Origin of the sequence: Rhizobium sp. Root1204, from assembly GCF_001424965.1 — a bacterium.
GTDB lineage: Bacteria > Pseudomonadota > Alphaproteobacteria > Rhizobiales > Rhizobiaceae > Pararhizobium.
This window is the reverse complement of record NZ_LMCZ01000006.1, coordinates 420,209-436,566: the sequence shown is the minus strand read 5'-3', so window position 1 is coordinate 436,566 and position 16,358 is coordinate 420,209. Positions and strand designations below refer to the sequence as shown.

14 protein-coding genes are annotated in these 16,358 nt (G+C 60.9%); 5 read left to right on the top strand and 9 right to left on the bottom strand.

Going from position 1 to position 16,358, the window contains the following annotated elements; translation table 11 throughout:
• The first annotated feature begins 78 nt into the window (after positions 1–78).
• Positions 79–1,218, top strand: a complete 1,140-nt coding sequence (locus ASC96_RS09610; RefSeq protein ID WP_082511999.1) for a saccharopine dehydrogenase family protein — start codon at positions 79–81, stop codon at positions 1,216–1,218.
• 375 nt (positions 1,219–1,593) lie between these two features.
• Here ASC96_RS09610 and ASC96_RS09605 read toward each other — a convergent pair whose 3' ends face one another.
• From ASC96_RS09605 to ASC96_RS09575, 7 genes are all read right to left on the bottom strand, one after another.
• A complete protein-coding gene (locus ASC96_RS09605) occupies positions 1,594–2,001 on the bottom strand; it encodes a F0F1 ATP synthase subunit epsilon (RefSeq protein ID WP_060502876.1) in 408 nt (135 codons plus the stop codon).
• Between the two features lie 127 nt (positions 2,002–2,128).
• A complete protein-coding gene (gene atpD, locus ASC96_RS09600; protein WP_082511998.1) occupies positions 2,129–3,691 on the bottom strand; it encodes a F0F1 ATP synthase subunit beta in 1,563 nt (520 codons plus the stop codon).
• A 24-nt stretch (positions 3,692–3,715) separates the two neighbouring features.
• On the bottom strand, positions 3,716–4,597 hold the full coding sequence (locus ASC96_RS09595) for a F0F1 ATP synthase subunit gamma (protein ID WP_060502768.1): 882 nt from the start codon (positions 4,595–4,597) through the stop codon (positions 3,716–3,718).
• Positions 4,598–4,624: 27 nt separating this feature from the next.
• Positions 4,625–6,154 carry a F0F1 ATP synthase subunit alpha gene (gene atpA / locus ASC96_RS09590; RefSeq protein ID WP_060502767.1) on the bottom strand — a complete coding sequence of 510 codons (1,530 nt, stop codon included), beginning with the start codon at positions 6,152–6,154 and terminating at the stop codon, positions 4,625–4,627.
• Positions 6,154–6,720 (bottom strand): F0F1 ATP synthase subunit delta, encoded by a 567-nt coding sequence (locus ASC96_RS09585; protein ID WP_060502766.1) that lies wholly within the window; start codon positions 6,718–6,720, stop codon positions 6,154–6,156. The genes atpA and ASC96_RS09585 overlap by 1 nt, the downstream gene beginning before the upstream one ends.
• Positions 6,721–6,982: 262 nt before the next feature.
• Positions 6,983–7,369, bottom strand: coding sequence for a hypothetical protein (locus tag ASC96_RS09580; RefSeq protein ID WP_060502765.1), 387 nt, complete (start codon positions 7,367–7,369; stop codon positions 6,983–6,985).
• Between the two features lie 288 nt (positions 7,370–7,657).
• Positions 7,658–9,862 carry a primosomal protein N' gene (locus ASC96_RS09575; protein WP_060502764.1) on the bottom strand — a complete coding sequence of 735 codons (2,205 nt, stop codon included), beginning with the start codon at positions 9,860–9,862 and terminating at the stop codon, positions 7,658–7,660.
• Between the two features lie 82 nt (positions 9,863–9,944).
• Here ASC96_RS09575 and fsa point away from each other — a divergent pair, with 82 nt between their 5' ends.
• A complete protein-coding gene (gene fsa, locus ASC96_RS09570) occupies positions 9,945–10,598 on the top strand; it encodes a fructose-6-phosphate aldolase (protein ID WP_060502763.1) in 654 nt (217 codons plus the stop codon).
• A gap of 60 nt (positions 10,599–10,658) precedes the next feature.
• On the opposite strand, the gene ASC96_RS09565 is transcribed toward fsa, so the two are convergent.
• Positions 10,659–11,789 carry an AAA family ATPase gene (locus ASC96_RS09565; protein ID WP_060502762.1) on the bottom strand — a complete coding sequence of 377 codons (1,131 nt, stop codon included), beginning with the start codon at positions 11,787–11,789 and terminating at the stop codon, positions 10,659–10,661.
• A 10-nt stretch (positions 11,790–11,799) separates the two neighbouring features.
• Complete coding sequence (locus ASC96_RS09560; protein WP_060502761.1) at positions 11,800–12,726, bottom strand: GNAT family N-acetyltransferase; 927 nt, start codon at positions 12,724–12,726, stop codon at positions 11,800–11,802.
• 131 nt (positions 12,727–12,857) lie between these two features.
• Here ASC96_RS09560 and ASC96_RS09555 point away from each other — a divergent pair, with 131 nt between their 5' ends.
• The 3 genes from ASC96_RS09555 to ftsZ all read left to right on the top strand — a co-directional run bounded on the left by ASC96_RS09555 (position 12,858) and on the right by ftsZ (position 16,354).
• Positions 12,858–13,799: a tyrosine recombinase XerC gene (locus ASC96_RS09555; protein ID WP_060502760.1), complete on the top strand. Its 942-nt coding sequence runs from the start codon at positions 12,858–12,860 to the stop codon at positions 13,797–13,799.
• Positions 13,800–13,898: 99 nt separating this feature from the next.
• The gene (locus tag ASC96_RS09550) at positions 13,899–15,002 is read left to right on the top strand and encodes a TraB/GumN family protein (RefSeq protein ID WP_060502875.1); all 1,104 of its coding nucleotides are present in this window, start codon (positions 13,899–13,901) and stop codon (positions 15,000–15,002) included.
• A gap of 266 nt (positions 15,003–15,268) precedes the next feature.
• The gene (gene ftsZ, locus ASC96_RS09545; RefSeq protein ID WP_348270796.1) at positions 15,269–16,354 is read left to right on the top strand and encodes a cell division protein FtsZ; all 1,086 of its coding nucleotides are present in this window, start codon (positions 15,269–15,271) and stop codon (positions 16,352–16,354) included.
• The last annotated feature ends 4 nt before the right edge of the window (positions 16,355–16,358 follow it).

Here is a 16,358-nt window from a genome sequence, read left to right as displayed (position 1 = left end):
CCAGATCGGCATTATGCCGATTATTGGTCGGCATTTTTATCAGATCAGCGCTTCATATCAACCATCGAAAAGCGGACAATGACGCTACAGACAGACTCATTCGGGGAACTTACTATGAAAAACATCGTTGTCATCGGCGCCGGCAAGATCGGCTCGACCATTGCCCGCCTTCTCGCCCATTCCGGCGATTATCAGGTGACATTGGCCGACCGCAGCGCCGAGCAGCTTGCCCTGATCGAAAAGCACGACGCCATTTCGGTCACGGAAATCGACATCTCCGACAGCGCTGCCATGGTCAAGTTGCTGACCGGCAAGTTTGCCGTCCTCAGCGCTGCCCCGTTCCATCTGACGATCGCGATTGCCGAAGCCGCCTCCAAGGCCGGTGTCCACTATCTCGACCTGACCGAAGACGTCGAATCCACCCGCCAGGTCAAGGAAATTGCCGAAAAGGCCAACACCGCCTTCATTCCGCAGTGCGGCCTCGCACCGGGCTTCATCTCCATCGTTGCCAACGATCTCGCCAGCCGCTTCGACACGCTTGACAGCGTCCGCATGCGCGTCGGCGCCCTGCCGCAGTATCCGTCCAACGCCCTGAACTATAACCTGACCTGGAGCACCGACGGCGTCATCAACGAATATATCGAACCCTGCGAAGCCATCGTCGAAGGCCAGTTGATCACGGTACCGGCGCTCGAAGAACGCGAAGAATTCTCGCTCGACGGCGTCACCTACGAAGCCTTCAACACGTCGGGCGGCCTTGGCACGCTCTGCGAAACGCTGAAGGGCAAGGTCCGCACGCTCAACTATCGCACCATCCGTTATCCCGGCCATGCCGCGATCATGAAGGCGCTGCTCAACGACCTCGGCCTGCGCCATCGCCGTGAAGTCCTGAAGGATATCTTCGAAAACTCGCTGCCCTCGACCATGCAGGACGTCGTCATCATCTTCGTTACGGTTTCGGGCCGCAAGGAAGGCCGCCTGGTGCAGGAAACCTACGCCAACAAGGTCTACAGCGCCGTTGTCGCCGGCCGCATGATGAGTGCCATCCAGATCACCACGGCAACCAGCATCTGCGCCGTTCTCGACATGCTGGCCAAGGGCGAGCTGCCCGCCAAGGGCTTCATCCGCCAGGAAGAAATCGGCCTCGACGCGTTCCTCAAGAGCCGTTTTGGCCATCACTACGAACAGCGCGCCTACGCCGACAAAATGGCTGGCTGATCTGCGGGGATAAAATGACTTCAAAACCGCGATGCCCGGGATTTTACGATCCCGGGCTTTTTTGTGCGCGGACTTACCCAAGACCTTCAGAGAGGCGGCAGTCCCTTCTCTCCGACGGCAAGAAGAAGAGCACGCGAAAACCTGGCCTGCCGGAAAGCTCCCCCACAAAACCGCTCAGGCCGCCGAATGATACGCTGTTACCCGAAACAGGAGGTTATCTGGCGCTCAATCCGGCCAGCTGGATCTTTGCACGATCAAACCGGTGACACGGCGTGCGCCGGCAGCAAGGGGTCTTAAACCACCGCGCGGCGAGCAAAATCCGGACAATAAAAAACCCCGCCGGAGCGGGGTTCGAAAGTCACGTCACTGACCCTTTCAGGCTGCAACAACGATCTCATTCAACTGCGTCAGCTCTGCAAGAAAGCTTTCCAGGCGCGTCTTGTGTTCGTCGCTGTGCGAGCCGTCTTCCAGCTCGGACTTGGCAGCGTCCATGCGCCTCTGGATCAGCTGGGCATCGACTTCGCTGACCGGAACAGCGGATTCGGCAAGTAGCGTGCAACCGGTCGGCAGGATATCGGCGAAACCGCCAAACACGACATAGCGCGTAACCTTGCCGTCAACAGCCTTGACGGTGACAATGCCCGGCTTGATCGTCGTCATGACGGGCGCATGATTGGCCATCACGGTCATTTCGCCTTCCGTTGCCGGAAGAACGACTTCGCTGACGCGCTCGGAAAGCAGCAGGCGTTCCGGGGAGACGAGTTCGAAATTGAAATCAGCCATGATCATTCGCTTCTTTTGGCGCTACCGGCGAGAAACCCCGGCAGAAAATCCCGTTCGGCGCGGCCGGACAACTGCCAGCCGCAGCGAGTGACGATCGGGGCGCCATTAGCGCCCCGATCAAAAGTCATTAAGCGGCTTCGGCAGCCAGGCGCTTGGCCTTTTCGATCGCTTCTTCCATGGAACCAACCATGTAGAAAGCGGCTTCCGGGAGATGGTCGTACTCGCCGTTGACGAGGCCCTTGAAGCCCTTGATCGTGTCTTCGAGCGCAACCAGCTTGCCCGGCGAACCGGTGAAGACTTCGGCGACGAAGAATGGCTGCGACAGGAAGCGCTCGATCTTACGGGCGCGGGCAACGGCCAGCTTGTCTTCTTCCGACAGTTCGTCCATGCCCAGGATGGCGATGATGTCCTGGAGCGACTTGTAGCGCTGCAGGGTCGTCTGCACCTTACGGGACACTTCGTAGTGCTCTTCGCCGACGATCATCGGGTCGAGCATGCGCGAGGTCGAGTCGAGCGGGTCAACGGCCGGGTAGATACCCTTTTCAGCGATCGAACGCGACAGAACGGTCGTTGCGTCCAAGTGGGCGAACGAGGTTGCCGGCGCCGGGTCGGTCAAGTCGTCGGCCGGAACGTAGATGGCCTGAACCGAGGTGATCGAGCCCTTGGTCGTCGTGGTGATGCGTTCCTGCATCTGGCCCATGTCGGTGGCGAGCGTCGGCTGATAACCAACGGCCGAAGGAATACGGCCGAGAAGAGCCGACACTTCGGAACCTGCCTGGGTGAAGCGGAAGATGTTGTCCACGAAGAACAGAACGTCCTGACCTTCGTCACGGAACTGTTCAGCGATCGTCAGACCGGTCAGAGCGACGCGAGCGCGGGCGCCCGGCGGTTCGTTCATCTGGCCGTAAACGAGGGCCGCCTTGGAGCCTTCGCCACCGCCGTGCTTGTTCACGCCGGATTCGATCATTTCGTGGTAAAGGTCGTTGCCTTCGCGGGTACGTTCACCCACGCCGGCGAAGACCGAGTAACCACCGTGCGCCTTGGCGACGTTGTTGATCAGTTCCATGATCAGAACCGTCTTGCCAACGCCGGCGCCGCCGAACAGGCCGATCTTGCCGCCCTTGGCGTAAGGAGCGAGCAGGTCGACAACCTTGATGCCGGTGACGAGGATCTGTGCTTCCGTCGACTGTTCGACGTAGGACGGTGCTTCCTGGTGGATCGAGCGCTTGCCCGAAGTGATCAGCGGACCAGCTTCGTCAACCGGCTCGCCGATGACGTTCATGATGCGGCCGAGCGTTTCCAGACCAACCGGAACGGTGATCGGAGCGCCCGTATCCGTAACCGGCTGACCGCGAACCAGACCTTCGGTCGAGTCCATGGCGATCGTGCGGACGGCATTTTCACCGAGATGCTGTGCGACTTCGAGAACAAGGCGGTTGCCGTTGTTGTCGGTTTCCAGCGCGTTCAGGATCTGCGGCAGCTGACCTTCATCGAAGGTCACGTCGACGACGGCGCCGATGACCTGCGTAACGCGGCCGACTGCGCCAGCTGCCGTGACGGCAACCTTGGCTGCCGGTGCCTTCTTCGCCACAGCGGCCTTCGCTGCTGCTGCCGGCTTTTCCGCTGCTGCCTTCACTGCTGCCGGCTTCTTAGCCGCTGCTGTTGTACTGGGGGTAGCTGCCTTAGCCATAATCCTTACCCTCTTTCCGTAACCTTAGAGCGCTTCCGCGCCCGAAATGATTTCAATGAGTTCCTTGGTGATCTGAGCCTGGCGCTGACGGTTGTAGGACAATGTCAGCTTGTTGATCATTTCACCGGCATTGCGCGTAGCGTTGTCCATCGCGCTCATTTTGGCACCCATTTCACCGGCAACATTTTCGAGCAGAGCCCGGAAAACCTGCACCGAAATGTTGCGCGGAATAAGATCGTTGAGGATCTCGCCCGCATCTGGCTCGTATTCGTAGATCGCAGCCGCTGCATCCGTCTGCTCCGCGCCTGCCGGAACGGCAGCCGGGATCAGCTGAAGAGCTGTCGGAACCTGCGATATCACCGACTTGAATTCCGAATAGAACAGCGTGCAGACATCGAACTCGTTCTTTTCGAACAGGCTGATGATCTTCTTGCCAATCTGGTCGGCATTTTCAAAGCCGATCTTCTTGACTTCACGCAGGTCGACACGGTCGATGATCAGCGATGCGAATTCGCGGCGCAGGATATCGAAGCCCTTCTTGCCGACGCAGACGATCTTCACCGTCTTGCCTTCGGCAAGCAGCTTGCGCACGTGGTCACGGGCAAAGCGGGCAATCTGCGAGTTGAAACCACCGCAGAGGCCGCGTTCCGCCGTGCAGACCACGAGCAGATGCGTCTGGTTCTGACCGTTGCCGGTCATCAGGCGAGGTGCACTATCATCCGAACCGACAGCGGCGGCGATGTTCGAAAGAACAGCGCTCATCCGTTGCGAGTAAGGCCGTGCGGCCTCGGCCGCCTCCTGCGCACGCCGAAGCTTCGCCGCGGCGACCATTTTCATCGCCTTGGTGATCTTCTGCGTCGCCTTGACGGAGGCGATCCTGTTTTTCAGATCCTTAAGTGAAGGCATCGGTTGTCCGTCCTAACTGGTACCCGATCAGGCGAAGGATTTCGCAAACGTGTCGATGGCAGCCTTGAGCTTGCCCTTGACGTCGTCGCTGATTGCCTTGTCCTTGCGGATAGCCTCAAGAATGTCCTTGCCTTCGGAACGCATGTACGACAGCAGACCCTGCTCGAACGCGCCAACCTTGTTGACGGCGATCTTGTCGAGGTAACCGTTCACGCCAGCGAAGATGACCGCGACCTGCTCTTCCGTCTTCAGCGGCGAGAACTGCGGCTGCTTCAGGAGTTCGGTCAGGCGTGCACCACGGTTCAACAGACGCTGCGTTGCAGCATCGAGGTCGGAACCGAACTGGGCAAACGCTGCCATTTCGCGATACTGGGCGAGTTCACCCTTGATCGAACCAGCAACCTGCTTCATCGCCTTGATCTGGGCGGCCGAACCAACGCGGGAAACCGACAGACCGACGTTAACAGCCGGGCGGATACCCTGGTAGAACAGGTCCGTTTCAAGGAAGATCTGGCCGTCGGTGATCGAGATCACGTTGGTTGGGATGAACGCCGAAACGTCGTTACCCTGGGTTTCGATGACCGGCAGAGCCGTCAGCGAACCAGCACCCATCTCGTCGGAAAGCTTTGCAGCGCGCTCGAGCAGACGGGAATGCAGGTAGAAAACGTCGCCCGGATAAGCTTCGCGGCCCGGAGGACGACGCAGAAGCAGAGACATCTGACGATAGGCCACAGCCTGCTTCGACAAGTCGTCGTAACCGATCAGAGCGTGCATGCTGTTGTCGCGGAAGTATTCGCCCATGGCAGCGCCAGCGAACGGTGCGAGATACTGCATCGGAGCCGGATCGGACGCCGTTGCGGCGATGATGATCGAGTACTTCAGTGCGCCGCGCTCTTCGAGCACCTTAACGAACTGAGCAACCGTCGAACGCTTCTGGCCGATAGCGACGTAAACGCAGTACAGCTTTTCGCTGTCCGGGCCGTTGTCGTGGATCGACTTCTGGTTCAGGATCGTGTCGAGAATGATGGCGGTCTTGCCGGTCTGACGGTCACCGATGACCAGCTCGCGCTGGCCGCGGCCAACCGGGATCAGAGCGTCGATGGCCTTGAGGCCGGTCGACATCGGCTCATGAACCGACTTGCGCGGGATGATGCCCGGCGCCTTGACGTCAACGCGCGAGCGCTGCTTGGCATTGATCGGGCCCTTGCCGTCGATCGGATTGCCGAGTGCGTCAACAACGCGGCCGAGCAGTTCCGGACCAACCGGAACGTCAACGATGGCGCCGGTCCGCTTGACGGTGTCGCCTTCCTTGATTTCGCGGTCGGCGCCGAAAATAACGACACCAACGTTGTCGGCTTCAAGGTTCAGCGCCATGCCGCGAATTCCACCCGGGAATTCGACCATCTCACCTGCCTGAACATTGTCCAGACCGTAGACGCGGGCAATACCGTCACCGACGGAAAGCACTTGACCGACTTCGGAGACAACTGCCTCCTGGCCGAAGTTTTTGATTTGATCTTTGAGAATTGCGGAAATTTCCGCGGCGCGGATATCCATCAGCCGACCTCTTTCAGTGCAAGCTTAAGGCTAGAAAGCTTTGTGCGAAGGGAAGTGTCAATCTGGCGGGACCCGACCTTGACGATCAGACCACCGAGAATAGAGGGTTCAACCGTGACGTTGAGCGTCACGTCTTTGCCGGTGACGCCCTTGAGCGCCGCCTTCAATTCAGTCTGCTGCGCTGCCGTCAGGGCATGCGCCGAAGTCACGTCAGCAGAAACTTCGCCACGATGACGGGCAGCAGTTTCGCGATAGGACTTGACGATGCCAGGCACCGCGAACAGGCGGCGATTGCGTGCAACCACCTTCAGGAAGTTACCGACCAGACCCGAAATACCGGCCTTCGCGATGATCGCGGAAATGGCCTTGAACTGGTCGTCGGCAGAAAAGATCGGGCTGACGATAAGACGCTTCAGATCAGCGCTCTCGTTGATCAGCGACTGGAACTTGTCCAGATCCGCCCCCACGCTCTCCACCGAACCCGCCTCCAGTGCGAGATCGAAAAGCGAAGACGCGTACCTTTCTGCAACACCGGAAATAAGCTGGGATGTGTCTGCCACGGGCACAAGCTTCTCTTATTTTAATTCAAGAGCGATGTCTGCGGAGAACCGTAAACCCAACACCTTGAATTTGTTGCTATATTTTAAAGGACATACAAGCCGGGCGGCCTGTTTCCCCCACAAGTCGCGGTTCGTCTAGCATAGGATATCTGGACTCGCAACACGCGAACCGCACGAATGCGCATAGTTCTGGCCGGTTTGGCCAAATTTTGACAAAAAGGGGGTATGAGCTGACGAGGTCCGCGCTGTAGGCCCTTGCTGGCCGGGTTTAGATAAAACCAAAGACATAGGCCAGGGGCAACGCCGAGAGCACGATCTGGACGATCAGATACAACCAGTTCACAACCGTATTGCCGCTGTCCGACAGCATCGACAGGATGCGTCCGAACGCCGCAAGCGCAAAGGCAGCACCGAGCGCCAGATAGACCATCGGCTGGGCCAAAAGCAGCGCGGCAATGCCAAGCCCGAGATGAAAGCCGCCCATCGTGGAGCGCGCCTCCGCATACCCGCCGCGTCGGCCTTCACGCAGATCTATCCCCAGAGCCCGGAAGGCAATGCCCGGTGCAAACAGGAAGACAAGCCCGAGCAGCGAGGTCATTACGGCGGCGCAGAACGCCAGGAATTCTCCCGTTTCGGTTGGAATGTAGAACTCCATGCCTGTCCCCTCATGTCTTGCGCCGACTTCGCGACGAGAGAGGATTAACGCAGTGGAAAGGAAAAGGGAATCAGGTGCAGAGAGGTAATCCAAAGGTAGCTTGCCCGCCTACGCCGGACTGCCCCTCACCCTAGCCCTCTCCCCGCTCGCGGGGAGAGGGGACGACGGAGCGGATCATTCGCTCCCAGCTATATCGTCGCGAGGTGGAAAGAAGGTGCGGCATATCCCTTCTCCCCGCAGACGGGGAGAAGGTGGCCGACAGGCCGGATGAGGGGCTTTTTCGCGATTCTACAAAAAGCTCTGCGGATCGATATCCAGCTGGACGCTGACCGATCCGCGAACCTTCGGCCCGTTCGCCATCATCGTCTTCACGAAGGCCTGCATGTCGCTGTTGCGCCGTCCGTGCACCAGAAGCCGGAACCGGTGCCGTCCGCGGATCAGCGCCAGCGGCGCTTCGGCCGGGCCCAGAATAGTAATGCCGCTCACCTTGGGAGCCGCCTGCCGCAGACCGCGCGCGTGACCCTCTGCATCGGGGCGGGTATCGGCCGAGACGATGATCGAGGCAAGGCGGCCAAACGGCGGCAGCAATGCCTTTTCCCGCTCGCCGATTTCGCGTTCGTAAAACGCTTCCGAATCGCCCGAAACGATCGCCTGCATCACCGGATGTTGCGGCTGGTAGGTCTGCAGCAGGCCAAGCGACTTGAGGCCGGTGCGCCCCGCCCGGCCCGTCACCTGGCTAAGCAGCTGGAATGTCCGCTCCGCCGCACGCGGATCGCCGTTGGCAAGCCCGATATCGGCATCGACAATGCCGACGAAAGTCATCATCGGGAAATTATGTCCCTTGGCGACCAGCTGCGTGCCGACGACAATATCCGCCTCGCCCTTGGCAATGGCTTCGAGCTCCAGCCGCAAGCGCTTGACGCCCATCAGGTCGGACGACAGCACGATGGTGCGGGCATCGGGAAAATGCCGGTCGACCTCCTCGGCGATCCGCTCGACACCCGGGCCGCAGGCAACCAGATGATCGAGCGTGCCGCATTCCGGGCAGCTCTCCGGCGTCTTTTGCGCATAGCCGCAATGATGGCACTGGATCTGGCCACGGAACCGGTGCTCGACCAGCCAGCTGGAGCAGTCCGGGCACTGAAACCGGTGGCCGCAGACCCGGCAGAGCGTCAGCGGCGCATAGCCGCGCCGGTTGAGAAACAGCAACGCCTGTTCACCGCGCTCCACCGCCTTGCCGATATAGCGCAGCATCACCGGCGACAGGAAACCGCCGCGCTCCGGCGGATGTTTGCGCATGTCGACAAGCCCCAGATCCGGCAGCGCCGCATCGCCAAACCGCGTCGGCAGATGGATCGGATTGTAGCGGCCAAGATCGCCATTGACCCGGCTTTCGACCGATGGCGTCGCAGACACCAGCACGATCGGGAATTCGCCGATCCGGGCCCGCACCACCGCCATGTCACGCGCATTATAGAAGACACGATCTTCCTGCTTGTAGGCCGGGTCATGCTCCTCATCGACAATGATCAGCCCAAGATTCTCGAACGGCAGGAACAGCGCGGAACGCGCGCCGGCGACGACCCGCACGCCGCCCTCCGTCACCTGCCGCCAGACTTTTTCGCGGGTCCGTGGCGCAAGGTCCGAGTGCCATTCGGCCGGCTTGGAGCCAAAGCGATCCTGAAACCGTTCGAGGAAACTCGCCGTCAGCGCAATTTCCGGCAAAAGGATCAGCACCTGCTTTCCGGCCTTCAGGGTCGCGGCAATCGCCTCGAAATAGACCTCGGTCTTGCCGGAGCCGGTAATGCCATCGATGAGGGACACAGAAAACCCGCCGGCATCGACGCTTTCCAGAAGATCGATGGCCGCCTGTTTCTGCGGTCCCTCGAGCCGGTGCCCGGCATAATCGGGATCGGGTGCCGCCACCACCGGCGGCGGCGGCATGAACACGGTCTCGAACACGCCTTGCGCGGTCAGCCCGTCGATGACGCTGGACGAGGTACCAGCCGCATGCGCCAGCCCGGAACGGGTCCAGGTAAATCCGTTGTCGGCCGTCGCGATCACCCGCTCACGCGCCGATGTCATCCGCTCCGGCCGCATGTCCGTCAGCCGCAAGCCTTCTATCATGGGCTCCGGATCAAACGCCGCCGGAGCCCGGAGCGCCATGCGCGCCACCAGACCGGGCGGTGAAACCGTATAGGACGCGACCCAGTCGAGAAAGGTGCGCATATCCTTCGCCAGAGGCGGGCAATCGAAGACCTGGGTAATCGCCTTCAATTTCTTTGGATCGACACTGCCATCGTCAACGCCGTCCCAGACGACGCCCACCACCTGGCGTGGCCCGAGCGGCACCTGGACGATCGATCCGGGCTCGACGGCCATTCCCTCCGGCACGGCATAGGAGTATGGTTTCGGGGCGGGCATCGGCACCAGAACGGGCACGACGCGGCGGGCGAACAGGTCGTCAAACAAATCGGTCGAATCTTCAGTCATCGGCCGTGACCTTGCCCCCGGATTGCGTTAAAGAAAACCCCGAAACAACACAGCAGCCCCCGCATCCCAAGGGAGAATACCAATGAAGTTTTTTGTCGATACAGCCGATGTCAATGAAATCCGGGAGTTGAATGACCTGGGCCTCGTCGACGGCGTCACGACCAACCCTTCGCTGATCCTGAAGTCCGGCCGCAATATCGTCGAAGTGACCAAGGAAATCTGCAGCATCGTTGAAGGCCCGGTTTCTGCCGAAGTCGCCGCCACCGAATACGAGCAGATGATGAAGGAAGCGGCTGTCATTTCGAAGATCGCCGACAATATCTGCATCAAGCTGCCGTTGACGCTCGATGGCCTCAAGGCCTGCAAGAACCTGTCGTCGGATGGTCACCTGACCAACGTCACCCTGTGCTTCTCGGCCAACCAGGCCCTGCTCGCCGCCAAGGCTGGCGCCACCTTCGTCTCGCCCTTCGTCGGCCGCCTCGACGACATCGCCTTCGACGGCATGGACCTGATCCGCGAAATCCGCCAGATCTTCGACAACTACGGCTACGAGACCGAAATCCTCGCCGCCTCGATCCGTACGGTCAACCACGTCAAGGAAGCCGCCCTGATCGGCGCCGACGTCATCACCGCCCCGCCGGCAACGCTGAAGGCCCTCGTCAAGCACCCGCTGACCGACAAGGGCCTCGAAACCTTCCTGGCCGACTGGGCCAAGACCGGCCAGAAGATCGCCTGATTTTTTGAGGTTTTGGAATGAACGAAGCCCCGCGAGACGATCGCGGGGCTTTTTTTGTTTCTAATCATCCTCATCGATCACGCCGGTCAGCCGCATCCCCTCGATCCAGGTCGCGCCGTCGTTGCGGATCACCCGTTTCGGGCGGGTACCGCAACGCTTGTGGATTTCCGTGGCTAGCAGTTCGGAATGGGTGACGATCCAGATCTGGCTGTCGGTCGATGCTTGCGCGATCATTTCGGCAAGTGCGGGCAGCATGTCGGGATGCAGGCTGGTTTCCGGTTCATTGAGCGCGATGAAGCGGGGTTTGCGGTAGGAGAGCAGCGCACCAGCCAGCGCCAGGAACCGCATCTGGCCGTCCGACAGCTCCCGCGGTGAAAACTGGCGTTGCGGAAAATCCGGGAAGACCAGCGAGAATTCGGCGAACTCTTCTGGTTCGGGCACGACAAGCCGGGCGCCGCCAAAGGCATCGGCAATCGCCCGGTCGAGATCGACCGTATCCTGGCGGGTATGAAACAGCGTCGCAAAGACGGCCGCGAGGTTGGAGCCGTCCTCGTCCAGCATCGGCGCGGTGACGGCAAGACAGGGCGAGCGCAGCGGTGAATCGCGGTCCGTGCGGAACCCATGGAAAAAGCGCCAGCCATCGATCGCCCGCCGGAACGTGCCGATCTCCGGGTAATGCCCGGCGTCGCCCAAGAGCGCGATGGCGGTTTCCGAGGTCAGCGCCTGTTCCGGGTGTTCCTCCATGCGGCCTGCCGCATTTCTGACGAAGATGCCCGGCCCGGCCCGCTTCATAACCGTCACCGGCCGGCCGGCATCGACCTTCAGCTCCTCCTCCTTCACCTGCGGCTCGAAGATGAACCCGGCAGCAGCCTTTGCGGGACGCAACCCGGCCTCGACACGGTAGAGGAAACTCAGCGCCTGAACCTCGTCGAGCAGCTCGACCTCAAGCTTGATGCGAACGGGATCGCCGCTGCGGCGCCTGCCGCTCCACAGCGCCGAAGCCATGCCGCCTTCGCGGGCAATCTCGTGCGCCAGCCTCCCACGCACGGCCGCCTGGATCAGCTGCAGGGCACGGTAGAGATTGGACTTGCCGACACCGTTTTCGCCGATGAACAGGTTGACGCCGGCCATATCCATGCGGATGGATTTGAGCGAACGGTAATTGGCGGCGAACATGGAGCGAATCTGCATGATGCAGAATTTACCCGATCGTCTCCACTGACGAAACCGGGTTGCGGAACTGTGTATTGCCATCGAACGCCAGATCAAAGACGGTGTGGCGTTCCAGAGCGCGCGTCACCTCGATCGGATCGCCATCCAGCGCATCCGGCTGAATGAGGTTGCCGATGGTGAAATCGAACAGGTCGCCCTTCTTGTTCAAAAGCTCATGAAACACCGTCATGTCGCGCAGTTCGGTCGACCATTTGGCGAGCCAGTAGAACAGCCCGGAATTGCGCGCCGACATATGCACCGGCAGGATGGCCAGATTGTACTTGCGGGCAAAGCCGACAGCCGACGTTTTCCATGGCCGCTCATTGAGCCGCCCATTCGCCCAATAGGCGATCCGGCCGGAGGGAAACAGCACTGTCGCCTTGCCCTCCGAGATCGCCCGGTTGGTGATCTGCAGCGTTTCACGCGCCTTCAGCTTGCTCTTGTAGTCCTCGCGCCACTCGACCGGGATGACCATTTCGGCAAAGCGCGGATTGACCCGGATGGCATCGCGATTGGCAAAGAACATCATGTCGGGGCGGCGGATTTTTAAGAGATCAAACACCGCAATACCGTCGGCAATGCCGGTCGGATGGTTGCTCACCAGCAAGAAACCACCCGTTTCGGGGATACGCTCTTCGTTACGCACGCGGATATCAAGCGACAGGGTCCGGCTCAGGTGTTCGAACGCCTGGAAACCCGGGGCATTGGCAACAGCGTCGGCAAACTCGATCGCCTTGCGGTAGTTCAGCAGCATGTAGAGAAACGGCCGCATCACCGGCCAGAGCGGATGCTGGACGATACGCTGGCCGCGTTCGGCAATCAGCGTATCGACGATATGGCCCGGCTGGCCATGCGATACCAGCGCCACCGTCTCTGCGAAATAGGTGAAACCGCTTGCCGAATCCCGTCGCGCCATCGCTTCTTCCGCCTTGCCTGCGCTTGAGCTATCGCAGTTGAATATGATCCGGGCATGACAAATTCCAAGGGCCGTTAGGAAAAACATAACCGGCTGGCGCGCAGAGTCGCGATCATCTGAAATCGCGGAGCATGGCTGTGAACGAACTGCTGATCATTGGTCATCCCGAGTTGATGGCCGAGCGCCAGCGCTGGCTTTCCGGCCTTGGAGAGGAGCGGCGGCTGTCGGACAAGACAGTCGAAGCCTATGAGCGCGACACGCGGCAATTCCTGCATTTCCTGACCGGGCACCTCAGCGGCCCTGCCCGGCTGAGCGACATCAGCGCGTTGCGCCCCGGCGATCTGCGCGGCTTTCTCGCCGCGCGCCGGCGGGATGGCGCCGGAGCGCGAACGCTTGGACGCGGGCTGGCCGGCCTGCGCTCGTTCCTGCGCTATCTGGAAAAGAAAGGCATGGCCAACGCCGCCGGTGCTTCTGCCGTTCGCTCGCCCAAACAACCGAAATCCCTACCAAAGCCGCTGACGGCAACGGATGCGCTGACGGTCGTTACCAATGATGCGCAACTGGCCGAAGAGCCCTGGATTGCCGCACGCAACGCTGCCGTCCTGACGTTGCTCTACGGCTGCGGCCTGCGTATTTCCGAAGCGCTGGCCCTGACGCCAGCCGATTTTGCCGGTACGCCGACAGCGCTGCGCATCCATGGCAAGGGCGGCAAGACCCGCATCGTGCCGCTGATCTCGACGGCGGTCGATGCCATACGCGCCTATGAAAAACTCTGCCCCTATCATCTGGCAGCGGACGGCCCGCTGTTTCGCGGCGCCAAGGGCGGCAAGCTGCAACCGGCGATCATCCAGCGCGAGATGCAGAAGCTGCGCGGCGCGCTTGGCCTGCCGGATACGGCAACGCCGCATGCCTTGCGCCACTCCTTCGCCACCCATCTGCTCGCGGGCGGCGGCGACTTGAGGACCATCCAGGAACTGCTCGGTCATGCCAGCCTGTCAACCACGCAGGTATATACCGGCGTCGATTCCGCACGGCTGCTCGAAATCTATGATCGTGCTCACCCACGCGCCTGAATTATGCCGGTTAACCCGCGTTAACCAGTTTTGTTAAACGGCCCGTGAGGCCTGGGCAGCTAGAATCGCCGGATTGATGTTTCGCAGACAGGATCGATGATGTTTCAGCACTGGGCAAAACCGGCACGCAGCCTGGCAGATAGATTGACCAGCAGGTTGGGCGATAACCTGCTTGCGCTGATCGCCACGCTGCACGTCCTGTTTGCACTCAGCCTGATCGTCACCCTTCTGTCGATTTCCCCGGCCCATGCCGAAGAGGTATCCTGCGGCGGCAAGAACCTGATCGCCGAAATGCGCACATCCGATCCAGCCCGGTTCGCGGCGCTGGAAAAGGAGGCGGCGGCCGTTCCGAACGGCAAGGGCACATTCTGGAAGATCGAGAAGCCCGGCGTTGCGCCATCCTATCTGCTCGGCACCATGCACGTCACCGATCCGCGCGTTCTGGCCATGCCTGCCGGCGCCAGCCAGGCCTATGACACATCCGGGACCGTCATCGTCGAATCCGACGAGATCGTCGATGACCGCAAAGCTGCCGCTGCGATCATGATGCAGCCCGGTTTGACTATGTTTGCCGATGGCAAGTCGATCAAGGACTTCCTCAAGCCCGAAGACGTTGCGAAGCTGGAAGCGGGGTTGAAGACGCGCGGCATTCCGCTGACGCTGGTGGCCAAGATGAAGCCGTGGATGATTGCCAGTTTCGTTGCCCTGCCCGCCTGCGAAATGAGTCGCAAGGCCGCCGGCGCCGCGTTCCTCGATAAAAAGCTGGCCGAGGATGCCTTGAAACAGGGCAAGAGCCTGAAAGGGCTGGAGACCCTGGTCGAGCAATTGCAGGCCATGGATGCGCTGCCGGTGCAGTTTCATCTGGAAGCGCTGATCGAGACATTGGCACTCGGCGACACCATTACCGACGTCATGGAAACAACCACCGAGCTTTATCTCTCCGGCGATACCGGCCTGATCATGCCAATGATGAAAGCGGTTTCGGAAGAGAAGTCCACCAGCGATGATGCAGGCTACGCCGATTTCGAACAACGCATCATCACCGACCGCAACAAGACCATGGCGACGAGAGCCAGGCCGATCCTCGACGGTGGCGCTGTCTTCATGGCCGTCGGCGCCCTGCACCTGCCGGGCAACGAAGGCGTGATCGAACTTCTGCGCAAGGACGGCTTTACCGTCACCAGCATGTCGGCCGCCAATTGAGCGGCCTCCCTCTTCTCTCCCGCAGGGAGAAGTGCCAAACGCAGTGAGGCGATGAGGGGCGTTTCGGCGTATTCCGCACCTGCGGTCCCCCCACCCGGCCTTTCAGGCCACCTTCTCGCCGCCGGGGAGAAGGGACAGATCACCCTCCAGAAACCCTCGCCAGCACAGCAATTTTAGCTGTGACTCTTGCACGCGCGCCGTCTCTCTGCCTTTTTGCCATCATAACCTGCAGCGGCCTGATTCGCGCCCGCTCCGCTTCGTATTCGATGCAGCTCCCGGAACGCGCTTCCACACGCCGGGGCCGCAACCAAGTCCAAGGAGACAAGATGACAGAGATCAAGAAACCCGTGATTTCGGAAATGAGGCCGAAGATCACTGTCATCGGCGTCGGCGGCGGTGGCGGCAATGCCATCAACAACATGATCTCCGAGGGCCTGCAGGGCGCCGAATTTGTTGCCGCCAACACTGACGCGCAGGCGCTGACCATGTCGAAGGCGACCCGGCTGATCCAGCTCGGAGCACAGGTGACCGAAGGTCTCGGCGCAGGCTCGTTGCCGGAAGTCGGCCGCGCTGCAGCCGAGGAATCGATCGACGAGATCATGGATCATCTCGGCGGCACCCATATGTGTTTCGTCACCGCCGGCATGGGTGGTGGCACGGGCACCGGTGCCGCACCGGTCATCGCTCAGGCCGCGCGCAATGCCGGTATCCTGACGGTCGCCGTCGTCACCAAGCCGTTCAGCTTCGAAGGCAAGCGGCGCATGCAATCGGCTGAAGAAGGCATCGAACGGCTGCGTGAAGCGGCCGATACCGTCATCGTCATTCCCAACCAGAACCTCTTCCGTATCGCCGACGCCAAGACCACCTTTGCCGACGCGTTCGTCATAGCCGACCGGGTTCTCTATTCCGGCGTCGGCTGCATCACCGACCTGATCGTCAAGGAAGGCCTGATCAACCTCGACTTCGCCGACGTCAAATCGGTGATGAAGGGCATGGGTCGCGCGATGATGGGTACCGGCGAAGCCAGCGGCGACAGCCGCGCCTCCAAGGCAGCCGAAGCAGCGATTGCCAACCCGCTGCTCAGCGAAGTTTCGATGAAGGGTGCCAAAGGCGTGCTGATCTCGATCTCCGGCGGCTCCGACATGACGCTGTTCGAAGTCGATGAGGCAGCGACCCGTATCCGCGAGGAAGTCTATGAGGACGCCGACATCGTCGTCGGCGCGATCTTCGACAAGAGCCTTGATGGCGTCTTCCGCGTTTCCGTCGTTGCCACCGGCCTCGACGGTCAGGCTGCGGGCACCGATGCCGGCGCAATCCCCGCGCAGGCGGCTCAGTTCCGCACCCTGCAGTAAGCCT

Excerpts from the sequence above, each read along its gene's own strand:
- ASC96_RS09610 (WP_082511999.1), top strand. The coding sequence starts at position 79 with ATGACGCTACAGACAGACTCATTCGGGGAACTTACTATGAAAAACATC.
- ASC96_RS09605 (WP_060502876.1), bottom strand. The coding sequence starts at position 2,001 with ATGGCTGATTTCAATTTCGAACTCGTCTCCCCGGAACGCCTGCTGCTT.
- atpD (WP_082511998.1), bottom strand. The coding sequence starts at position 3,691 with ATGGCTAAGGCAGCTACCCCCAGTACAACAGCAGCGGCTAAGAAGCCG.
- ASC96_RS09595 (WP_060502768.1), bottom strand. The coding sequence starts at position 4,597 with ATGCCTTCACTTAAGGATCTGAAAAACAGGATCGCCTCCGTCAAGGCG.
- atpA (WP_060502767.1), bottom strand. The coding sequence starts at position 6,154 with ATGGATATCCGCGCCGCGGAAATTTCCGCAATTCTCAAAGATCAAATC.
- ASC96_RS09580 (WP_060502765.1), bottom strand. The coding sequence starts at position 7,369 with ATGGAGTTCTACATTCCAACCGAAACGGGAGAATTCCTGGCGTTCTGC.
- ASC96_RS09575 (WP_060502764.1), bottom strand. The coding sequence starts at position 9,862 with ATGACTGAAGATTCGACCGATTTGTTTGACGACCTGTTCGCCCGCCGC.
- fsa (WP_060502763.1), top strand. The coding sequence starts at position 9,945 with ATGAAGTTTTTTGTCGATACAGCCGATGTCAATGAAATCCGGGAGTTG.
- ASC96_RS09565 (WP_060502762.1), bottom strand. The coding sequence starts at position 11,789 with ATGCAGATTCGCTCCATGTTCGCCGCCAATTACCGTTCGCTCAAATCC.
- ASC96_RS09560 (WP_060502761.1), bottom strand. The coding sequence starts at position 12,726 with ATGGCGCGACGGGATTCGGCAAGCGGTTTCACCTATTTCGCAGAGACG.
- ASC96_RS09555 (WP_060502760.1), top strand. The coding sequence starts at position 12,858 with ATGGCTGTGAACGAACTGCTGATCATTGGTCATCCCGAGTTGATGGCC.
- ASC96_RS09550 (WP_060502875.1), top strand. The coding sequence starts at position 13,899 with ATGTTTCAGCACTGGGCAAAACCGGCACGCAGCCTGGCAGATAGATTG.
- ftsZ (WP_348270796.1), top strand. The coding sequence starts at position 15,269 with ATGCAGCTCCCGGAACGCGCTTCCACACGCCGGGGCCGCAACCAAGTC.